The sequence below is a fragment of the Mucilaginibacter sp. genome, from assembly GCF_028288105.1.
GTDB lineage: Bacteria > Bacteroidota > Bacteroidia > Sphingobacteriales > Sphingobacteriaceae > Mucilaginibacter.
On sequence record NZ_JAQBOI010000139.1, the window covers coordinates 13,830 to 33,354 of the forward strand.

Below are 19,525 nucleotides of genomic sequence, written 5' to 3' on the forward strand. Positions count from 1 at the left end.
TTATCCCTTGATTATCAGTACATATTTTCTGTTTCAAACAACGGCGTCTATCCGTATCAAACGTTTCGTAACGTGTTATTTATCAGATAATTATCTGCTTATTTGACTTGCTAATAAGAAGTATTGCATTCAAATTTGTCTCATCATTATATGCACTCTCTGCAGTAATGAAACCAAGTTTCACAAACCAATTCAAAAAATTATGCAAAAACGAATTACTTTATTCTGTGCGTTTTTATTGGCTACTGTTTTTGCCTATGGGCAAAACATTACCGTAAAAGGTACAGTAAAAGACCAGAAGGGGGAGACCCTTCCAGGCGTAAGTGTTAGGGTAAAAGATAGTGATGCCGGCGTCGCAACAGATGCCAACGGGGCTTTCAGTATCAGTACCGCATCTAACAGCACATTGATCTTTTCCTATATCGGTTTCGCCACTAAGGAGCAACCGGTATCCGGACAGACAGAAATTAACATTGTACTTGCCGAAGGTAACAGAGCCCTTAACGAGGTTGTTGTTGTAGGTTACGGTACACAGCGCAAAGGCGATATTACAGGCGCTGTATCAGTTATTGGGAAAAAGGATCTCGATCAACGACCGAATACCCAAATTGGTAACCTGATTGAAGGTAAAACAGCCGGTGTACAGGTGGTATCGCCATCTGGTAGCCCATCGGCAACCCTAAGTATCAAAATACGTGGTACAAACTCCATTAACGCAGGAAGCAGCCCGTTATACGTTATCGATGGCGTGCCTGCTCAAGACACCCGTTCACTAAATCCGGCTGATATCGAAAGCATATCTGTACTAAAAGATGCTTCGTCTGCAGCTATATATGGTGCGCAGGGTGCAAACGGTGTTGTTTTGATCACTACCAAACGTGGTACCACCGCAAAACCTAAGGTTGAATTCTCTGCTTACTACGGCTTTGCATCTGTAAGGAAAAAACTTGATGTACTAAACGCCGATCAGTACCACCAACTGGCTACAGAATTAGGTTACAGCACCGACTGGACAAAATATACTGCAAACAACGATTGGCAGGATGAGATCTTCAGATCAGGTTCATCACAAAACTACCAGTTAGCTATATCGGGCAAAAATGAGGGTACCAGCTATTACATATCAGGTGGCTATGCAAAGCAATTGGGTGTAGTTCAAAGCTCGGAAATGGCACGTGCCAATTTTAAAGTAAACCTTGATCAAAAAGTAAATAATTGGTTAACCGTAGGTACCAATGTTGCTTATACCCGTTACAACGATGTAAGCATTACCGATGATACCAACGTTAACGGCGGAGGTGTTTTGTTAGGTGCGTTAACTACGCCGCCAAACATCGGCATATTTAATGCCGATGGCACTTATACCGCTAACCCTTTCCAGCAATGGGAAAACCCACTGGCCAGCCTTTATGGTTCAACAAGGCCGTATAAAAACCAACGTTTATTGGGTAACGCTTACGGCGAAATAAAATTCACACCTGATTTAAAGTTCAGAAGCAGCCTGGGTATTGATTACATTAATGCGGTAAGCGATTATTTCCTTGATCCGTATTTAACTTCATACGGCCGCCAAAACAATGGTATTGCACGTAACGAGACCAACTTAACCAATTACTGGATCTCTGATAATACCTTAACCTACACCAAAAAATTAGGTAAACATAACTTTAACATTTTGGGTGGTTTTGTTGCACAGAAATACCGTTACGAGAATACATACATCCAAACTACCGGTTTCTCTGGTAATACCATCCCAACAACTAATGCCGGTTCGGTTATAGGTTCGGCTTATAATAACAAGTCCGAGAAATTTAACAACTCCATTATTGGCCGTGTTAATTATGATTATGCAGGCAAATACCTGTTCACTGCCAACTTCCGCGCCGATGCTTCATCGGTGTTTGGGCCAAATACACGTTGGGGTTATTTCCCGTCGTTCTCGGCAGGTTGGAGACTATCTGAAGAAAGCTTCCTGAAAGATGTTACTGCCATTAACGACCTGAAATTAAGAGCAGGTTACGGTATAGTAGGTAATGATCAAATAAGCACTACTAATTATTACTCTTACTTAGGTGGCGTAGGCAGCGGTGCAAATTACATTATCGGTGGTAATATCCAGCCGGGTAATTACCCATCTTCAATTGAAAACAGGAACCTTAAATGGGAACAAACCAAGCAAACCAACATTGGTATTGACTTGACCGTTTTAAACAACCGGCTTACCTTTTCTGCGGATGCTTATATAAAAGACACAAAAGACCTGTTACAAACTTACCCGGTACCAAGATCAACAGGGTTTGATTTTGCACTGAAAAATATAGGTACACTGCGTAACAAGGGTCTGGAATTTTTAGTAAGCTCAAAAAATATCGTGCAAAAAGATTTCCAATGGAGTACAGATTTCAATATTTCATTTAACCGTAATAATGTTACCGCTCTTTATGGTCAGCAGTATTTCTTAAATACCATTGCCGGGCGCAGCGAGGCTTCGTTAGTAACCGAAGGAAAGCCGCTTGGTGTATTTTATGGATACGTTTACGAAGGTGTTGATCCGCAAACAGGAAATGCATTATACCTTACAAAAAGTGGTGAGAAGAGTAGCAGCCCAACTGCAGATGACCGTACCATTATTGGTAACCCCAATCCCGATTTTATTTACGGTTTAACCAACACATTCAGCTACAAAGATTTCAGCTTTACGGTGTTCCTGCAAGGTTCGCAGGGTAACGATATATTTAACGCTACCCGTATTGAAACGGAAGGTATGACAGGCCCGCAAAATCAATCGACCGCGGTATTACGCCGCTGGACCACACCAGGCCAGATCACCGATATCCCTAAAGCATCTGTAAACAATACCGATAACTCAAGGATCTCAACCCGCTTTGTGGAGAATGGATCATACCTGAGGGTGAAAACAGCCACGTTGAGCTACAATTTGCCTAAAACAATTGCAGCAAAATTAAGGCTGGCCAGCATCAGGTTTTATGCAACCGGCGAAAACCTGTTCACATTTACCAAGTATTCCGGATTTGACCCCGAAGTAAATGCATTTACATCAGGTAGTTCTGCAAATACAAACGGTGGTTTTGGTATAGATTACGGAACCTATCCACAAACAAGGAACTTGATTTTTGGTTTAAACGCTTCTTTTTAATACGTAAAAAAATGACAACAAAATATATTTTTAGATACGCCCTGGCTGCCTCACTGGTGGTTAGTGCAGCATCCTGTAAAAAATCGCTCGACCTGCAGCCTATATCCGATGCTACGGTTAACAACTCATACAATACCGCATCACAGGCAGAAGCAGCCTTAGCGGGTGCTTACAACACTTTTGTATCATCAGATTACTACATCTGGGATAATATTTACACAAGCGATGTAAGGTCTGATAACCATTATGCAGGTGGTGATAACCCCGATTTCTTTCAGTACGATAACCTTACGTTAACTGCCACTAATAGTAAAGTATATGGCGACTGGAGCAACCTTTACAATGGGATATTGAAGGCAAATACGGTTATTCAGCGTGTGCCATTAATTACCGACCCCAGCTTAGCTGCGGACCGCAAGGCGCAGATAGTAGGCGAGGCCAAATTTCTGCGTGCTTATCACTATTTTCAACTGGTTAAAAACTGGGGCGGTGTGCCACTGGTTATAGCACCGGTAACTACTACTGATCCGGCCGATATTAATGTACCACGTGCTTCTGTGGCCGATGTATACAACCAGATCATCGCCGATCTTACAGATGCCGCGGGCGTATTGCCGGATACTTATGGCGATGCAAGTGTGAACAAAGCCCGTGCAACCAAAGGTGCGGCCAACGCGTTATTGGCAAAGGTATACGCACAAAAGCCAGATCGTGATTACAATAAAGTGCTTACTTACGCCGATGCGGTAATAAGCAGCCCTGCCGGTTATGCACTGGTGAGCTATAGCGATCTGTTCGACAATAACCATTATAACAACTCAGAGTCGATACTGGAAGCACAGTTCAATGGTACAACTATAGGCAACTGGTCGCCATCATTATTATTGCCGCCATCTATAACAAGTACCACCTGGAGGAAATTTATAACCCCATCAAAAGATCTGGCCAACGCGTTTGACAGCGAAGGCGATGTGGTTCGTAAAAACCAAACCATGCTTTTTGAAGCAGCCCCCTGGGTTGATGAATATTGGTCTGCAACTGTTAACGGTGTTATCCCTTTCCCATACAAACAACGTAACCTGGTAAACGGTAACAGTACCAGCAGGCAATATATGCTACGATTAGCAGATATTATTTTACTAAAAGCAGAGGCTTTAAATGCGCTTGGCCGTACTGGTGAAGCCGCTACCGAAGTAAACAAGATCCGCACACGTGCGGGCTTAGGAATTACGCCTGCGGCAACGCAATCTGCAATGGCCCTTGCTATTGAAAAAGAACGACGCTTAGAATTTGCACAAGAAGGCCAGCGCTGGGATGACCTGGTAAGGTACGGCAGGGCAGAAACGGTAATGAATGCCTTGAACGAAACCAACCTGATTACCGGCCAAAAAGTAAATTATAACATGACAGCTCAGAAGGAGTTGTTGCCAATTCCGCAGACAGAACTTAACCGTAATCCGGCTTTAACACAAAATCCCGGGTATTAATAAAAAAGGCGGGAAGGCATTCCCGCCTTTTTTATATTAAATTTATTACAAAATTAAAACCACTCTTACCTTGAAATCAATATTTGTAACCATACTACTGCTTACCGCTTTTAGCAGTGGGGCTATTCAGGCGCAGGAAAAAGCGGCGCGTAAACCATTGAAATCTTCAAAAGTAACTGTCTGGCTCACCAAGCCCGATAGGTCGGCTTTATTGGAGAAACAGGCTACACCGCTAGCTTTTAGCAGGGTAAATAATAACTATCCCACCATTACTATAGATGAAAGCCAAAAATACCAACAGATAGATGGCTTTGGCTTTACACTTACCGGGGGCAGTGCCGTGCTTATAAATAAATTGCCACTACAGGCCAGGAAACATTTGCTAAACGAGCTTTTTTCGACCAAAGGAAATGGCATTGGCGTAAGTTATCTTCGCATCAGTATTGGCGCATCTGACCTTAACAGCGAGGTTTTTACTTATGATGATGTCCCTGCGGGCCAAACGGATGTTAAACTAAGCAAGTTTAGCTTAGCAAAGGATGCTGACGTTATTTCGCTGTTAAAGGAGATCTTAGCTGTTAATCCTCGCATTAAAATATTAGGTAGCCCATGGACAGCGCCGTCATGGATGAAAACCAATGAGTCATCAAAAGGTGGATATCTAAAACCGGAATATTACCAGGTTTACGCGCAATACCTCACAAAGTATATCCAGCTGATGAAAGCGGAGCACATCAACATAGATGCGATTACACCGCAAAACGAACCGCTTAACCCCAAAAATAACCCAAGTATGGTAATTGAAGCGGCACAGCAAGCAGAGTTTATAAAAACCAATCTGGGCCCCACATTTAAAGCGGAAGGCGTTAAAACCAAGATCATTACTTATGATCACAATGCCGACCGCCCGGATTATCCTTTGGATATTTTAAAAGATCCGGAAGCCCGGAAATACGTAGACGGCTCGGCATTTCACTTATATGGTGGAAAGATTGAAGCACTTACAGAAGTACACAATGCCTATCCGGATAAGAATATCTATTTCACGGAACAATGGGTAGGCGCCCCGGGCGATTTTGCAAGCAATTTAAACTGGCACATTAATCAGCTTATTATAGGCGCTACACGCAACTGGTCGCGCAATGTACTGGAATGGAACTTAGCCGCAGATGCAAGCTATTCGCCGCATACACCCGGTGGCTGCACAGAATGTTTGGGCGCTATCACTGTAGAAAATAATATTACCCGCAATGTTGCGTATTATATTATTGGCCATGCTTCAAAATTTGTGCCTCAGGGTTCGGTACGCATTGCATCAAACATCAGCGGCGATTTTGTTAACGTTGCTTTCCGCACGCCGCAGGGCAAAAAGGTATTGATCGTCATAAATAACGGCAAAAATAAAGGCTCATTTAATATTAGTGATAAGGGCAAAGCAGTTGCTTACGAACTGGGTGCAGGCGCTGTGGGCAGTTTTGTTTGGTAACCTGTTTCTTCTGTTGAGGTAAATCGGCAACTGATTAAAAATACTGCGAGAATGGTATAGCTTAAAAATTAACATAAATTCATATATCATGAAAAACATAGCCCGTATAACCATGGCTGTAAGTATAGCAATTGCCGCTTTATTTACATCATCAGTAGCCTACACACAGCAGGCTGCTCCGGTTAAAAATATCGTATTGGTACACGGCGCATTTGTAGATGGTTCCGGATGGAGGCCGGTTTACGAGATCTTGGTGAGTAAAGGTTACCATGTGAGCGTTGTACAGCAGCCTTTAACCTCTTTTGATGCCGATTTGGCGGCCGTAAAACGTATATTAGACCTTCAAAACGGCCCCTGTATTTTAGTCGGTCATAGTTATGGCGGAGGTTTAATAACCGAAGCCGGTAATGACCCGCATGTGGTGGGGTTGGTTTATATAGCAGCACATGCGCCGGATAAGGGCGAATCCGAAGCAGACAATGGTAAGCGTATGCCTTCGGCTTACAAATCCCTGCAAAAGCCGGCTAACGGGTTCGATTACATAGGCCCGGCGCAGTTTCCTGCTGATTTCGCGGGCGACATTCCTAAAGAACAAGCGGAGTTTATGGCCAATGCGCAGATGCCAACAGCCGACCAGGTTTTTCATGCCATAATTCAAAACCCAGCCTGGCGAACTAAACCCAGCTGGTATATGGTGGCTAAAGCCGACCGCATTATTAACCCCGACCTGGAAAGGATGTATGCCAAACGTGCCGGCAGCCATACCACAGAAATAGAGGGGGCAAGCCATTCTGTATTTATGTCGCACCCCACAGAGGTTGCCCGTTTAATTATTGAAGCAGCAACCGGAAGCTCTAAATAGCATTGCAGCCATGTTAGCGCTTCGGTAGATCTTATATTTAATTTTTTACCATGCGTATGCCATAAACCGGGCCGGCGCTGTTGCCTTGTTTAGGTAATAATTTTATGCTGACCTTGTTCTTTCCTTTAGTTAGCTCGATTGGTATTTCGTATGAGATATCATAAAAACGGCTTTCTTTATACTTGTTCAGGTCCTCGGTAGTTAGCTTTACGTTATCGATAAGTATATCAAAAACACGGCCGCGGTTATCCATACCCCAGTAGGTGTTGATCAGTGTGTTTTTTTCGTTGGCATCAGTCTTCATATCAAAGGTAATAAAGCCCCCCTCGTTAGTAGAGCGCCATTTACGCTGATGGTCTTCACCATTAATGATCTTTTCGCCGGTAAAGTTATGGTCGCGTTCGGGCTGCATTTCTCCTACACGTAAAATATCGGTAGTGCGGGCTTCCAGCTCCCGGGCTTTTTTTCGGGCTTCGTCATACGCTTTTTGTTGCACCACCCAGGCATCAGGCGAAAATACATCCCAGTAAACAGAGTAATACTCATTTTTAGTTTGATTGAAGGGTATTAATTTAACATCGGCAGGCGGGGCAATATTAGCCGTACGGAAGCTCAGCTGGCTTTTATCAACCATCTGCAGCCACTTGTTAGGGTCAGTTTCGCTGGTTACAAATACAGGTACACCTTTTAAAGGATCGGGTTCGGTATCGCCCAAAACGCCGGCTAACAAAACCGGGCCGTAAAACAGCGCGCGGCGGTTAGCATTATCAGGCATTGATTCTGTATAAATACTTTCAGGAACAGTAAATTCAATCAGGTCGTTATTTTTCCAGGTACGGTTTACTACAAGGTAACCGGCACTATCCTTACTTACCTGGAGTGTTTTGCCGTTTACTTTAAGCACCGAACCGGTGGTCCATTTTGGTTGGCGGATGCGAATAGCAAGTTTTATAGGCTTTGTTACGCCAATAGTAAAAGTGATCTTATCGCTTTGGGGCAGGGTAGTTTCCTGTTTAATGCTGATGCCTTTATCCTTCCAGTTAAGCACCGATGGGATGAATAAATTAACGTATAAGCTGCCATCGCTACCGCGGAAATAAATACTCTCGTTATACTTTACATGGTTCTCCATACCCGAACCTACACAGCAGGTAAAGGAGGTAAACGGCGAACTGTATTCCTTTTTACCGCCCATACGCAAAGGCACAAAATAGCACATCATGCCATCGTCATGGTTTTGCGAGGCGAGTATATGGTTATAAAGCGCTTTTTCGTAATAGTCCATTAAACCTGCAGAGGGGTTAACCGCGAATAAGTGGCGGGTAAGTTTTAGCATGTTATAGGTATTACAGGTTTCGGTAGTGTTTTCGGTGAGTTTATCGTTAAGCTTGCGTGGCTCGCCCAGGTATTCGTAATTGCTGTTACCGCCGGTAACGTACGAGTGGTTGTTCACAACGGTTTCCCAAAAAAAGTTGGCAATAACCTGGTCTTTTTTATCCCCGGTGAGTTCATATCTGCGGGCGCTGGCAATAACTTTAGGTATTTGTGTATTAGAGTGTTTGCCCGGTAATACATCCTGTTTTTCGGCCAGCGGGTCAAGTATCCGGTTATCGTAGAATTTATATGACAGATCAAGATACTTTTTATTGCCCGTAAAGGCGTATAGATTTACAAATGTTTCGGCCATGCCGCCATATTCGCAGAATAGCATTTTCTGCAGTTGTTCATCATTCAGGTTTTTGATGGTTTCGCCTGTCCAGTTGGCTAAACCTTCGCTTATTATTAATGCCTGTTTATTACCACAATATAAGTAAACATCCAGCAGGCCTGCGAGAACCTTATGTACCGTATACCAGGGCGACCACCCGCCGTTAAGGTCAAACCCGCGCGAACGGATCTCGCCCGCGGCAACTTCGGCCCAAATGGTATCTTCTTTAGGAATGGCCCCTATATAGCCTGTTTTGCGTACTTTTTGGCACTCATCAAGTTCGCTCACTATGTAATTTGCTCGTTTTAAAAATTCTGCATCACCTGTAGATGCATAGTGCATAGCTATGGCAGACATATAATGCCCCAGGGTGTGGCCGGCCAATCCGGATGATTCCCAACCTTCATACTTAGCGCCTTTAGGCTTTAACCCCGAATGCGAGCGAAAATCAGAGAGCAACCTGTCAGGGTTAATTGATAGCAGGTAAGCTTCATCAGCTTTCATGGCAGTTTTAAAAGGCCCGTTAAGCAATTGCACCTGGTTTAAATTAAAGCTGTAAGCTTTTATTGGGGTGGCCATTTTTACCTTGATACGTGCGTCATTAAACTCCGGAACATAATTCTGGGCATTTATATCATTAGCAGTACCTATAATAATAAGTATATAGCAGGGCACCAATAGTAATCTTTTCTTCAGCATAATAGTTTTGTAAGCAAGTGAATGAGTGAGGTAAAATTAGAGTAAATAACATATCACTACTGTATCATAATTGGCTATTGATACCCGGATTTTAACTCATTTATATGTAATGCAGCTTGGGTAATATATTAACTGTTGTTAATATATTGCTATTACTGAGCAAATTACGGCTAACTCCCGGTTGGCAATGCCAATATCTTTATCCTAAAGTTTTATTAACCCCTAAAATAACTGGATATGGATTTTAAATGGCTACTCAAATTTGCGTGTCTTATACTATGCTGTACATTTACAGGAACGGTATACGCACAAACCACACAGCTGCGAGGTAAAATACTTGATGATGATAATGCACCTGTGCCCGGTGCTACAATCAAAGTAAAAGGAACCACAAATGCGGTAAGCAGCGCGGCAGACGGAAGCTTTTCGATAAGCTATAACCGTCCGTCGACATTAATTATAAGTTTTATAGGCTACACCACTAAGAATATAAACGTAACCAACGAAACCAATTTGGTTATAACCTTAGCTGCAGACAGGCAGGCCCTGGGCGAGGTTGTAGTAACGGCATTAGGTGTGAAGCGAGAGAAGCGAAACCTTACTTACAGTACACAAGAAATAAAAGGCGAGCAACTTACACAAACAAAAGAACCCAACCTGGTCAATGCTATTGCAGGCAAAGTTTCTGGTGTGCAGGTAACAAGTTCATCTGGCACGCCGGGGAGCTCTTCAAGGATAGTTATACGTGGCGGGTCATCCTTTTTTGGCGAAAACCAGCCGCTTATGGTAATTGATGGTGTGCCGGTTGACAATTCGGAAACGGGTAACCTTAATTCGGGCCCGGGAACTAACAGGCTGGCAGATATCGACCCTTCGATAATTGATAACATAAACGTATTAAAGGGTGCTGCTGCAACAGCATTATACGGCTCTAAAGGGGCCAATGGCGTTGTTATTATTACCACCAAAAATGGAGGGCTAAATAAAAAAGCAACCATTAACGTTTCATCCGATTTTTCGTTCGAGAAACCTTTGTTGCCACAAATACAAAGCAAATACTCGTTGGGAACCAACGGCGCTTATTTTGATGGTGAAAACCAAAAAACAAGTACCTCATGGGGAGCCCTGATGGATACGCTGGTAATTAACGGGCAACCTGCCAAAAAGTATAACCAGTCCGATTTGTTTTTTAGAACAGGGCATACTTATAATAATACGGTAAGTATAAATGGCGGCGGTGCCGCATCTACCTACTTAATATCTTATTCAAACCTTACACAGGACGGAACAGTACCTACAACATCTTTTAAAAGGAACACCATATTTGCCAAATATGGGGCAGAGATCCTTCCGAATTTGCATACCACGTTCCAGCTGAATTACGCTAACTCGAAAAACGACAGGATGCCGGAAGGATACGCCCTTGAAAGCCCGGTTTGGACAATATTTTCGGCGCCTATATCCTACGATATGCAGCCTTCTACCAATCCTGATGGTACGCAGCGTTTGTATCGGTTTTCGCGTAATAACCCTTATTGGGTGCTTGACAATATCAAAAATACATCATCAGTAAACAGGTTCCTGCCAACATTTACGGCAGATTACAAGCCTTTAAAATGGCTTACAATCACCGAGCGCTTTGGGGCAGATGTGTACACAGAAATGGCAAGGTACCGCGAGTCTACCCAATCGGTATCTAATCCAAACGGGCGTTTGGTTGATTATAACAACACCTTCAGGCAAATCAATAACGACTTAATTATTAGCGCCAACAAACAAGCCGGCGATTTTAATATAGATGTGTTATTGGGAAATAACATCATCTCGTCATACTCAGAAAATACATATGCTAACGGCGTGGGATTAACCGTACCGGGTTTATATAACATGAGCTCAGCATCGTCGGTTACTTATAGCGAAGCATCCTACCTACAGCGTAAAGTTGGGTTTTATCTGCAATCATCTGTAGATTATAAACGCTTCCTGGTATTATCCCTTACCGGCAGATATGATGGAAACTCGGTACTATCAACCGATAAAAACTTTTATCCATACGGCTCGGCAGCAACCAGTTTCATATTCTCAGAATTTTTTTCTGATAGCTTTAAGCAAATAATGAACCTGGGTAAAGTGAGGGTGTCTTACGGTACTGTGGGTAACGACGGCAGCATAGGCGCCTATAATTTATCAACGGCTTATGATAAGCAAACTATCCGGAATATAGCTTTCCCATATAGCGGGCAGGCGGGGTTCTTAATAAGTAATACGCTTGCTAATGCCACTCTTAAAAGCGAAAGGATCAACGAATTTGAAGTTGGTTTTGAGGCAGGCTTTTTTAATAACCGTATCAGTTTAGAAGCTTCCTATTTTAATAAGCAAACCATTGATGGGATCATCCCGAATGTAGCTATCGCGCCGTCAACCGGCTATAGCGCTACCAGTGTAAACTCTGCTAAAATGCGTAACAGGGGTATCGAAGTGTTATTGAACGCTACCCCGGTTAAAACGCAGGATTTCCGTTGGGACTTTACCTTAAACTTTACACGGATCCGCAACAAGGTGCTTGCTATTTACCAGGATCAAAAACAACTTAGCAATGGCTTTACATCTATTATCGTAGATCAGCCTTATGGGGTTATCTTCGGTACACGTTACGCACGTAATGACCAGGGCAAATTGCTAACTGATGATACCGGATTGCCGTTTGCTGATGCAGAACAGGGAATTGTTGGTAACATAAACCCAGATTGGCTTGGTGGTATGAACAACAATATCAGGTATAAACAATTTTCATTAAGCTTCTTCTTTGATGTTAAACAGGGTGGCGATATCCAAAATAATGTTGACGGATATGGCTATTTTTATGGAACACCTAAGGTAACAGAAAATAGGGGGCCGCGTGTTATTGACGGTATCAATGCTACAACCGGCCAGCCAAATACAGTATCTGTTAACGGGCAGGCCTATTACCAACGTATTAATGGTGTGCTGGAATCTGTGATTCAGGATGGCAGTTATATTAAGTTACGTAATGTAAGCATTGGTTATAGCTTTAAGCCGTCGTGGTTAGCTAAAACGCCTTTCAAATCGGCCTCGGTAGGTGTTACGGGTCGTAACTTGTGGATACATGCACCGCACTTTACCGGCGGCGACCCCGAAGTAAGTTCGTTTGGGGCAGCAAACGGATCGCAGGGAATCTATTCCTTCTCCACACCAACATCAAGGTCAATCGATTTTAATATTAAGTTCACCTTATAAGCTTTTGCTTATTGCAAATAAAGTAAACATGAAAAAATATATAATCTTACTAACAGTTACACTTACCGTATTTACGGGGTGTAAAAAATATATCGATGTGAATCAGGACCCTAACAGGCCTGTAAACGTAAGCGAGGCTTTAATACTCGCGCCGGTAGAAGTAGCTATATCACAAAACATACAGGCCGCCGGAGGTGGGAACCTGGCTATTATACTGCAGGAATATATGCAGGTGATAGCGCTGAACCAACCGCCGCCTAATGCAGGTACTTATTTAATGTATAACCAGGATATGGACGGCGATTGGTACAACTTTTACGTTCAATGCCTCAATAATCTGGTTATTTTAAATAAAAAAGCCGAAGCAAATAATAATCCTAATTATGCTGCTATAGCAAAAATATTAACCGCCTATTGCCTTGGCTCGGCTACTGATGTTTGGGGTGATATACCTTACACCGAAGCTTTTAACGGGATAGATAACTTAACACCTGTTTACGATTCGCAGGAGAAAATTTACCAAAGTATCCAAACCCTGCTTGACAATGCGATAGCAGATATCGCGAAGGATGGCGTCTTAAAGCCGGCTGGCGATGATTTCTTTTATGGGGGTGATATGCCTAAATGGCAAAGGCTTGCTTATACGTTAAAGGCACGTTATTATATGCATTTAACTAAAGCGCCCGGCCATACAGCGGCAGCACAAGCACAACTTGCACTTACCGCACTTGAAAAAGGAATGGCAAGTAACGATGATGACTTAAAGATGGGATTTACCGGTGCAGCCGGTGCAGAAAACCCATGGCAGCAAAACTTTCTTCCAGGTTCTACGCTGGTGCTGGCATCTACGGTAGTAGAAGGTTTTAAACAACGCAGCGACCCCAGATTATCAAAAATGGTAGCACCTGCAAAAGAAACAGGCTTATACACAGGCAGAGAGATAGGAATTGATGGTATTGGTAGTTTAGAATCTTATTCATTAGGAGGTCCCTTTTATGCCAATGCAAGCTCAAACAACTACATTTTCAATTATTCCGAAGCGCTGTTTTTAAAGGCGGAAGCTACCCTTATTACATCGGGCGTTAGCGCTGCCCAACCTATTTATGTTGATGCAGTTATGTCGCATATGACCAAGCTTGGCATAGGTACTACCGCTGCAAATGACTATATCACCGCAAGGGGCGCATTAACAGCCGGCAATGCCCTGCAGCTGATCATTGAAGAGAAGCAGATAGCGAATTACCTTTCGATGGAAAATTATACAGATTGGCGGAGAACGGGCTTCCCGGTATTGACCAAGGTGAAAAATGCATTATCAGAGATCCCGCGCCGGGTATTGTATCCTCAAACAGAGATCATCGCTAATTCGCAGCCGCAACAAACTGCAAAGTTAACTGATAGGGTATGGTGGGATGCGCAGTAATGTATGCATCATGGCAGCTACTACCTGGCAAGCCATATTGATAATATAATGCTATAATCTGCTAAATAGCGGCATTATTACTTTTAAGCGATGAGCTAATTTTGAACAAATAATAAAATATGATAAAATTTGATTGGAAAGGTGTTTTCCCGGCAGTAACAACAAAGTTTACGGCAAATGACGAACTGGATTTTGAAGCCTTTGATAAGAATTTAAACGCGCAGATAGAAGCTGGTGTAAACGGCATTATATTAGGCGGATCGCTGGGGGAAGCCAGTGTTTTAAGCGATGAAGAAAAATTCGCGTTACTTACGCATACCATTAAATTTGTTGGCGGGCAAATACCTGTTTTATTGAATATTGCCGAGCAAACCACCAAAGCAGCTATTGCACTTGCCCAAAAAGCATTGGATTTAGGTGCCGATGGTTTAATGGCATTGCCACCAATGCGGTATAATGCCGATACCTATGAAACGCTTAACTATTTCAGCGCCATAGCCAAAAGCACGCCTTTGCCTATTATGATATATAATAACCCGGTTGATTATAAAATAGAGGTTACCCTGGATATGTTTGAAGAGCTTGCCGCTTATGATAATATACAGGCGGTAAAAGAATCGACCCGTAACATATCAAACGTTACCCGTATGATCAACCGCTTTGGCGATAGGTTTAAAATTATGACCGGGGTTGACCCTTTAGCTATGGAAAGCCTTGTAATGGGCGCGCATGGCTGGGTGGCCGGTTTGGTTGATGCCTTCCCTAAGGAAACGGTTGCTGTTTACAGGCTGGTAAAAGCCGGGCGAATTGATGAGGCATTGGCTATATACCGCTGGTTTTTACCCGTTTTAGAGCTGGATATACACCCTAAACTGGTGCAGTATATTAAGCTGGCCGAAGTAGCAACAGGCATTGGTACCGAAACGGTACGCGCGCCACGTTTAGCCCTGCGGGGTGCAGAGCGTGCGCAGGTACAAAAAATTATAGACGATGCATTGGCTGTACGCCCGGTTTTACCTGCGGGTAGCTGGGGGAAATTAAGTGAAGTAACAGCATAGTTCAACCATTAACGAAGCCAGAGAGTGTATTTCTGTTGATTCTTTTGCTTCTGATAGGTTTAGGTTAATAATTACACTGCAAAACACAAGGCTGCCAAATAATATTTTGGCAGCCTTGTGTTTTTAACATTTATTTGGTTGTGTTTTTCACCAAATCACATCAATATTATCAAATACTACCCATATTTTACCCTAATTAGTATTACGTGTTGGTATTTAAAGTTAAATAATTGTAAATTGTACACATATTAATTCTGCCACACATGAAAGTACTACAATTTACAATACCGGTAGCACACGATAAAAGTGTGATTGCAGAGCAGGTTAACCTGCCGCATCATTATCCTTACCTGCACCGTCACCAGGAGGCGCAGATCACCTGGATCCAGGAAGGGGAGGGGACTTTAATAGCAGGCAATAATATGCATGCTTTTGGCCCCGGCGATATATTTTTATTAGGGGTTAACCTGCCGCATTTATTTAAAAGCAATCAGGAGTATTATCAGCCAGATAGCACCTTGCGGGCAAAAGCGATAACCATCTTCTTTAATCCGGATGGCCTGCTTTCGTCTATGTTTGAGCTGCCCGAAATGAAAGCGTTCAAGATCTTTATTCAGCAGCACCAGCAAGGGTTTAAAGTGCCCGAAGAGTATTCACACAAAATATCGCAGGCTATGTATTCGGTTAAAAAGGCCAAGGGCTGCGATCAACTCATCGCTTTCTTTAACCTGCTTAAAAACCTGCATATGATGAATGCCAGGCTCGGCCCGCTGTCTGCCTTTGGTAGTTTCCCGGGTATTACCGAAAATGAGGGTATCAGGATAGGGAATATCTACAATTTTATAATGCAAAACTACAGCGAATCAATAACGCTGGAAGATGTTGCAAAAGCGGCCTACATGACACCCGAATCATTTTGCCGGTACTTTAAAAAACATACCGGGCATACCTTTATATCATTCCTTAATGAGATGCGTATTAACGAGGCCTGTAAAAAGCTTACCGAGCATAAGTTTGCAAGTATTTCGACAGTAGCTTACAACTGCGGCTTTAAAAGCATTAATAACTTTAACCGCGTGTTTAAGTATTTAATAGGCAGCTCGCCGCGCGAGTATCTGGATAGTTATAATAACAACGTAAGCAATCTTACGAGGGTAGCAAGCTAACGCGATCTAAAAATAATCAGTTTCAAATTTATATAGCCGGACAAGCCCCGGCCGGCCAACCTTATTGTTTTTTTATGAATAAACACACACTATTTTCCGTTCCGGTATTTTATAACGGGCTGTATAAATGTCTTTTTGTTTTAATGCTGGCAGGTTACAGTCCGCTTGTTTTCGCGCAAAACACGGTTAATACAGCCGCTATTTATGAACAAGCCAGCGAAATGTCGGGCAAGATCATTCAGTACAACCAGGATGTAGATGCTATAGCAGATTTTTATTCACCATACACCACCAATGATCGTACGGAGTATCAACGCAGGCAACAGGCGCTTAATTCGCCGCAGCAGCGTAAAAGATTGGTTGAGCTTAATAACGATTATCTTAAACAACTGGCCGGTGCCAATTTTGATGCGTTAAGTATCTATGGTAAGGTTGATTATATTCTGCTGAAAAAGGAGATCAATTTTGGGCTGCTCGATCTAAGTAAGGAAGAAGAAAAATACAACAGTGTTAAAAGTTACATCTCCTTCGCCGATCCTATTTACGAGTTGGAAATGAAACGCCGCCGGGGCGGCAGCATGGATGCGCAAAAGGTAGCCCAGCAATTGAACGCTATTATTAAACAAATAAAAACAGATTCGGCAACGGTTAAAAAAGCAGCGTCAATAGATATGCCTTTAGCCAAAATGGCACAGTCTGCCGTTATTGGTCTGCGCGACCGTTTAAGAAGCACCTGTAATTTCTATCTGGGTTATGATCCGCAATTTACGTGGTGGGTAGCTGCTCCATACAGATCATTGGATAGCAGCCTCACACGCTACAGTAAACTCCTGATTGGTGCCGGAAAAGTATTAAATACCACACAAAAACCAGATAGCAGTGGCATAAAGGGTGTACCTATTGGCCGTGATCAGTTAATAAAGCAATTGCAAGCCGAACTGATCCCTTACACCCCTGAAGAACTTATTACGCTCGCCAATAAGGAATTTGCCTGGTGCGATAAAGAAATGCTTAAAGCATCAAATGAAATGGGTTTTGGTAACGATTGGAAAAAAGCCCTCGAAAAAGTAAAGAACAGTTACGTAAAAGTAGGGAAACAACCCGAACTGATCGTAAAGCTATATAACGACGCTATCTCTTTCATAAAAGAGCGGGATATGATCACAATACCACCACTGGCCGAAGAAACCTGGGGAATGGTGATGATGTCGCCCCAAAGACAGTTGGTGAACCCATTTTTTACCGGTGGTAAAGAGATCAGCATATCATACCCTACTAATACAATGAATACGGAAGATAAACTAATGAGTATGCGCGGCAACAACCCTTATTTTTCGAGGGGCACGGTGCAACATGAGTTGATACCTGGGCATAACCTGCAATACTTCATGAATAGTCGTTACAAGCCGTATCGCCGGGATTTTTCTACGCCATTTGCTATCGAAGGCTGGTCGTTATACTGGGAGCTGTTGTTGTATGATAAAGGTTTTGCCAAATCGCCTGAGGAAAGGGTAGGGATGTTATTTTGGCGGATGCACCGTTGCGCGCGTATTATTTTTTCGCTTAACTATCACTTAGGTAAATGGTCGCCACAGCAGTGTATTGATTTTTTGGTTGACAGAGTGGGCCATGAAAAGGCCAATGCCGAGGGTGAGGTGCGCCGCTCATTTGTAGGTGGCTACAGCCCGCTTTACCAGGTAGCTTATTTGGTGGGAGGCTTGCAACTTTTTAGCTTAAAGAAAGAATTGGTTGATAGCGGTAAAATGACCCTCAAACAATTTCATGACACCGTAATAAAAGAGAACCTGATACCCGTAGAACTACTTAGGGCAACGTTAACAAATCAAAAGCTCGATCGCGATTTTACCACGCAGTGGAAGTTTTATAATTTTAGCAAGTAACACTAAGCATATATGGGTAGTTAATGGGGCAGCGCACTTAATCGCACATCTTAAACATTAAAGCCAGCAAAAATACATCTCTTAAAACCTTAATGGCATTGTGCAGGGTGTTGTAAATAGTGCGTTCGGTAAGGCCGGTTTTCTCGACAATTTCACAAAAGCTCATCTGGTCAAAATAACGCATCTGTACGATCTCTATTTGGCGTGGCGAGAGCTGGTTTAGGGCTTTTTGAAGCCGTTTTTTTGTGATTTCGTCCTGTTGGCTGGCGATTAAAATATTCTCGTAAGGCTGCTCGGCCGCCCCCGAAGATATTTCTGCTTCCTCAATAGTAGATGTAAACGTATCGCGTGAATATTGCTGGTAGGTTTTATACAATATACGTTTATATATAGTAAGCACGTATTGCTGTATGTTTTGTACCGATGATAACTTATCCTGAATACGCCACAGTTCAATAAAAAGGGTGTTGATACCCTCCTTAACCAGCTCCGGATTTTTGTACATACAAACGCCAAAACGGTATAAGTCATCATAAAAAATATCAAAGCAGGCATAAAGACCTTGCTGGTCGCCTTCTGCAAGTAACGCCCAATTCTTTTTTACCCTTTCCGTTTTTATGCTCATCCGCTCTTATCAGCTGATTTAGGTGCTTTTTTCAATTAATGATGAAGTTAATAAAAATCTTTATAAATTTTTTTAAAAAGTGTTGGTAAAAAAGAATAATCTATTGCACTTGTGTGTAAACACCAACTAAATGGACTATATTAATTTCAATATCGAGGATTTTTTAACGGACGAGAGCTTTATTAACTATTGCTATGAACTTAACGATGCCGATAAAGCGCATTGGGAAAATATAATTTTAACACAACCCCTTCTAAAAAAGAAAATAGCTGACGCCCGCGAACTTTGTTTACTGCTTGGCATAAAAGTGAGCAAAGCCGATAAGCAGGAAGCGCTTGCCAAGTTAAAGGCATCGATAGCAGCAGAACAGCTTAAAACACAACTCTTACCTGTAAATAATATTCGCCGCTTATGGCTGCCACGTATAGTCATTGCAGCCACTTTATTAGTATTGGTAATTGCTTATGGTTTATATAGGTATAATACACCTGTTTCGGCGGCGGTATTGTATAGCCAGGCTACTAATGCTAATTACCATTTAGTAGCACAAACAAATTTCAGTAACCGCAAAAGCGTGGTACTGCCAGATGGTACTACAGTAACACTTAATGGATCGAGCACGCTTAAAGTTGCTAACGATTACAATAAGAATGACCGTCATGTGCTTTTAACCGGCGAGGCTTTCTTCGAGGTTA

Annotated in this window: 12 protein-coding genes; 10 read left to right on the forward strand and 2 right to left on the reverse strand. The window is 42.7% G+C overall.

All coding sequences use genetic code 11. The features are described 5' to 3' along the window. Positions 1-202: 202 nt before the first annotated feature. From JWQ85_RS09620 to JWQ85_RS09635, 4 genes are all read left to right on the forward strand, one after another. Positions 203-3,157, forward strand: a complete 2,955-nt coding sequence (locus JWQ85_RS09620) for a TonB-dependent receptor (protein WP_299467325.1) — start codon at positions 203-205, stop codon at positions 3,155-3,157. Positions 3,158-3,168: 11 nt separating this feature from the next. Then, positions 3,169-4,644 (forward strand): RagB/SusD family nutrient uptake outer membrane protein, encoded by a 1,476-nt coding sequence (locus JWQ85_RS09625; protein WP_299467327.1) that lies wholly within the window; start codon positions 3,169-3,171, stop codon positions 4,642-4,644. Between the two features lie 70 nt (positions 4,645-4,714). Continuing rightward, positions 4,715-6,130 carry a glycoside hydrolase family 30 beta sandwich domain-containing protein gene (locus JWQ85_RS09630; protein ID WP_299467329.1) on the forward strand — a complete coding sequence of 472 codons (1,416 nt, stop codon included), beginning with the start codon at positions 4,715-4,717 and terminating at the stop codon, positions 6,128-6,130. An 88-nt stretch (positions 6,131-6,218) separates the two neighbouring features. Continuing rightward, positions 6,219-6,992: an alpha/beta hydrolase gene (locus tag JWQ85_RS09635; protein ID WP_299467331.1), complete on the forward strand. Its 774-nt coding sequence runs from the start codon at positions 6,219-6,221 to the stop codon at positions 6,990-6,992. 37 nt (positions 6,993-7,029) lie between these two features. On the opposite strand, the gene JWQ85_RS09640 is transcribed toward JWQ85_RS09635, so the two are convergent. Beyond that, positions 7,030-9,399, reverse strand: coding sequence for a glycoside hydrolase family 127 protein (locus tag JWQ85_RS09640; RefSeq protein WP_299467333.1), 2,370 nt, complete (start codon positions 9,397-9,399; stop codon positions 7,030-7,032). Positions 9,400-9,636: 237 nt separating this feature from the next. On the opposite strand from JWQ85_RS09640, the gene JWQ85_RS09645 reads away from it, so the two are divergent. The 5 genes from JWQ85_RS09645 to JWQ85_RS09665 all read left to right on the forward strand — a co-directional run bounded on the left by JWQ85_RS09645 (position 9,637) and on the right by JWQ85_RS09665 (position 18,205). Next, positions 9,637-12,657, forward strand: coding sequence for a SusC/RagA family TonB-linked outer membrane protein (locus JWQ85_RS09645; RefSeq protein WP_299467335.1), 3,021 nt, complete (start codon positions 9,637-9,639; stop codon positions 12,655-12,657). A 28-nt stretch (positions 12,658-12,685) separates the two neighbouring features. Next, positions 12,686-14,080, forward strand: a complete 1,395-nt coding sequence (locus tag JWQ85_RS09650; RefSeq protein ID WP_299467337.1) for a SusD/RagB family nutrient-binding outer membrane lipoprotein — start codon at positions 12,686-12,688, stop codon at positions 14,078-14,080. Positions 14,081-14,199: 119 nt separating this feature from the next. Then, positions 14,200-15,138: a dihydrodipicolinate synthase family protein gene (locus JWQ85_RS09655; protein WP_299467339.1), complete on the forward strand. Its 939-nt coding sequence runs from the start codon at positions 14,200-14,202 to the stop codon at positions 15,136-15,138. A 263-nt stretch (positions 15,139-15,401) separates the two neighbouring features. Further along, positions 15,402-16,304 carry an AraC family transcriptional regulator gene (locus JWQ85_RS09660; RefSeq protein ID WP_299467341.1) on the forward strand — a complete coding sequence of 301 codons (903 nt, stop codon included), beginning with the start codon at positions 15,402-15,404 and terminating at the stop codon, positions 16,302-16,304. A 74-nt stretch (positions 16,305-16,378) separates the two neighbouring features. Continuing rightward, the gene (locus JWQ85_RS09665) at positions 16,379-18,205 is read left to right on the forward strand and encodes a DUF885 family protein (protein WP_299467343.1); all 1,827 of its coding nucleotides are present in this window, start codon (positions 16,379-16,381) and stop codon (positions 18,203-18,205) included. 37 nt (positions 18,206-18,242) lie between these two features. Here the strand turns inward: JWQ85_RS09665 and JWQ85_RS09670 are convergent, their stop codons facing one another. Then, a complete protein-coding gene (locus tag JWQ85_RS09670) occupies positions 18,243-18,830 on the reverse strand; it encodes a sigma-70 family RNA polymerase sigma factor (RefSeq protein WP_299467345.1) in 588 nt (195 codons plus the stop codon). Positions 18,831-18,960: 130 nt separating this feature from the next. Between JWQ85_RS09670 and JWQ85_RS09675 the strand changes: the two genes are divergently transcribed. After that, positions 18,961-19,525: FecR domain-containing protein (locus JWQ85_RS09675; RefSeq protein ID WP_299467347.1), on the forward strand; the 565-nt coding region annotated here is incomplete at its 3' end.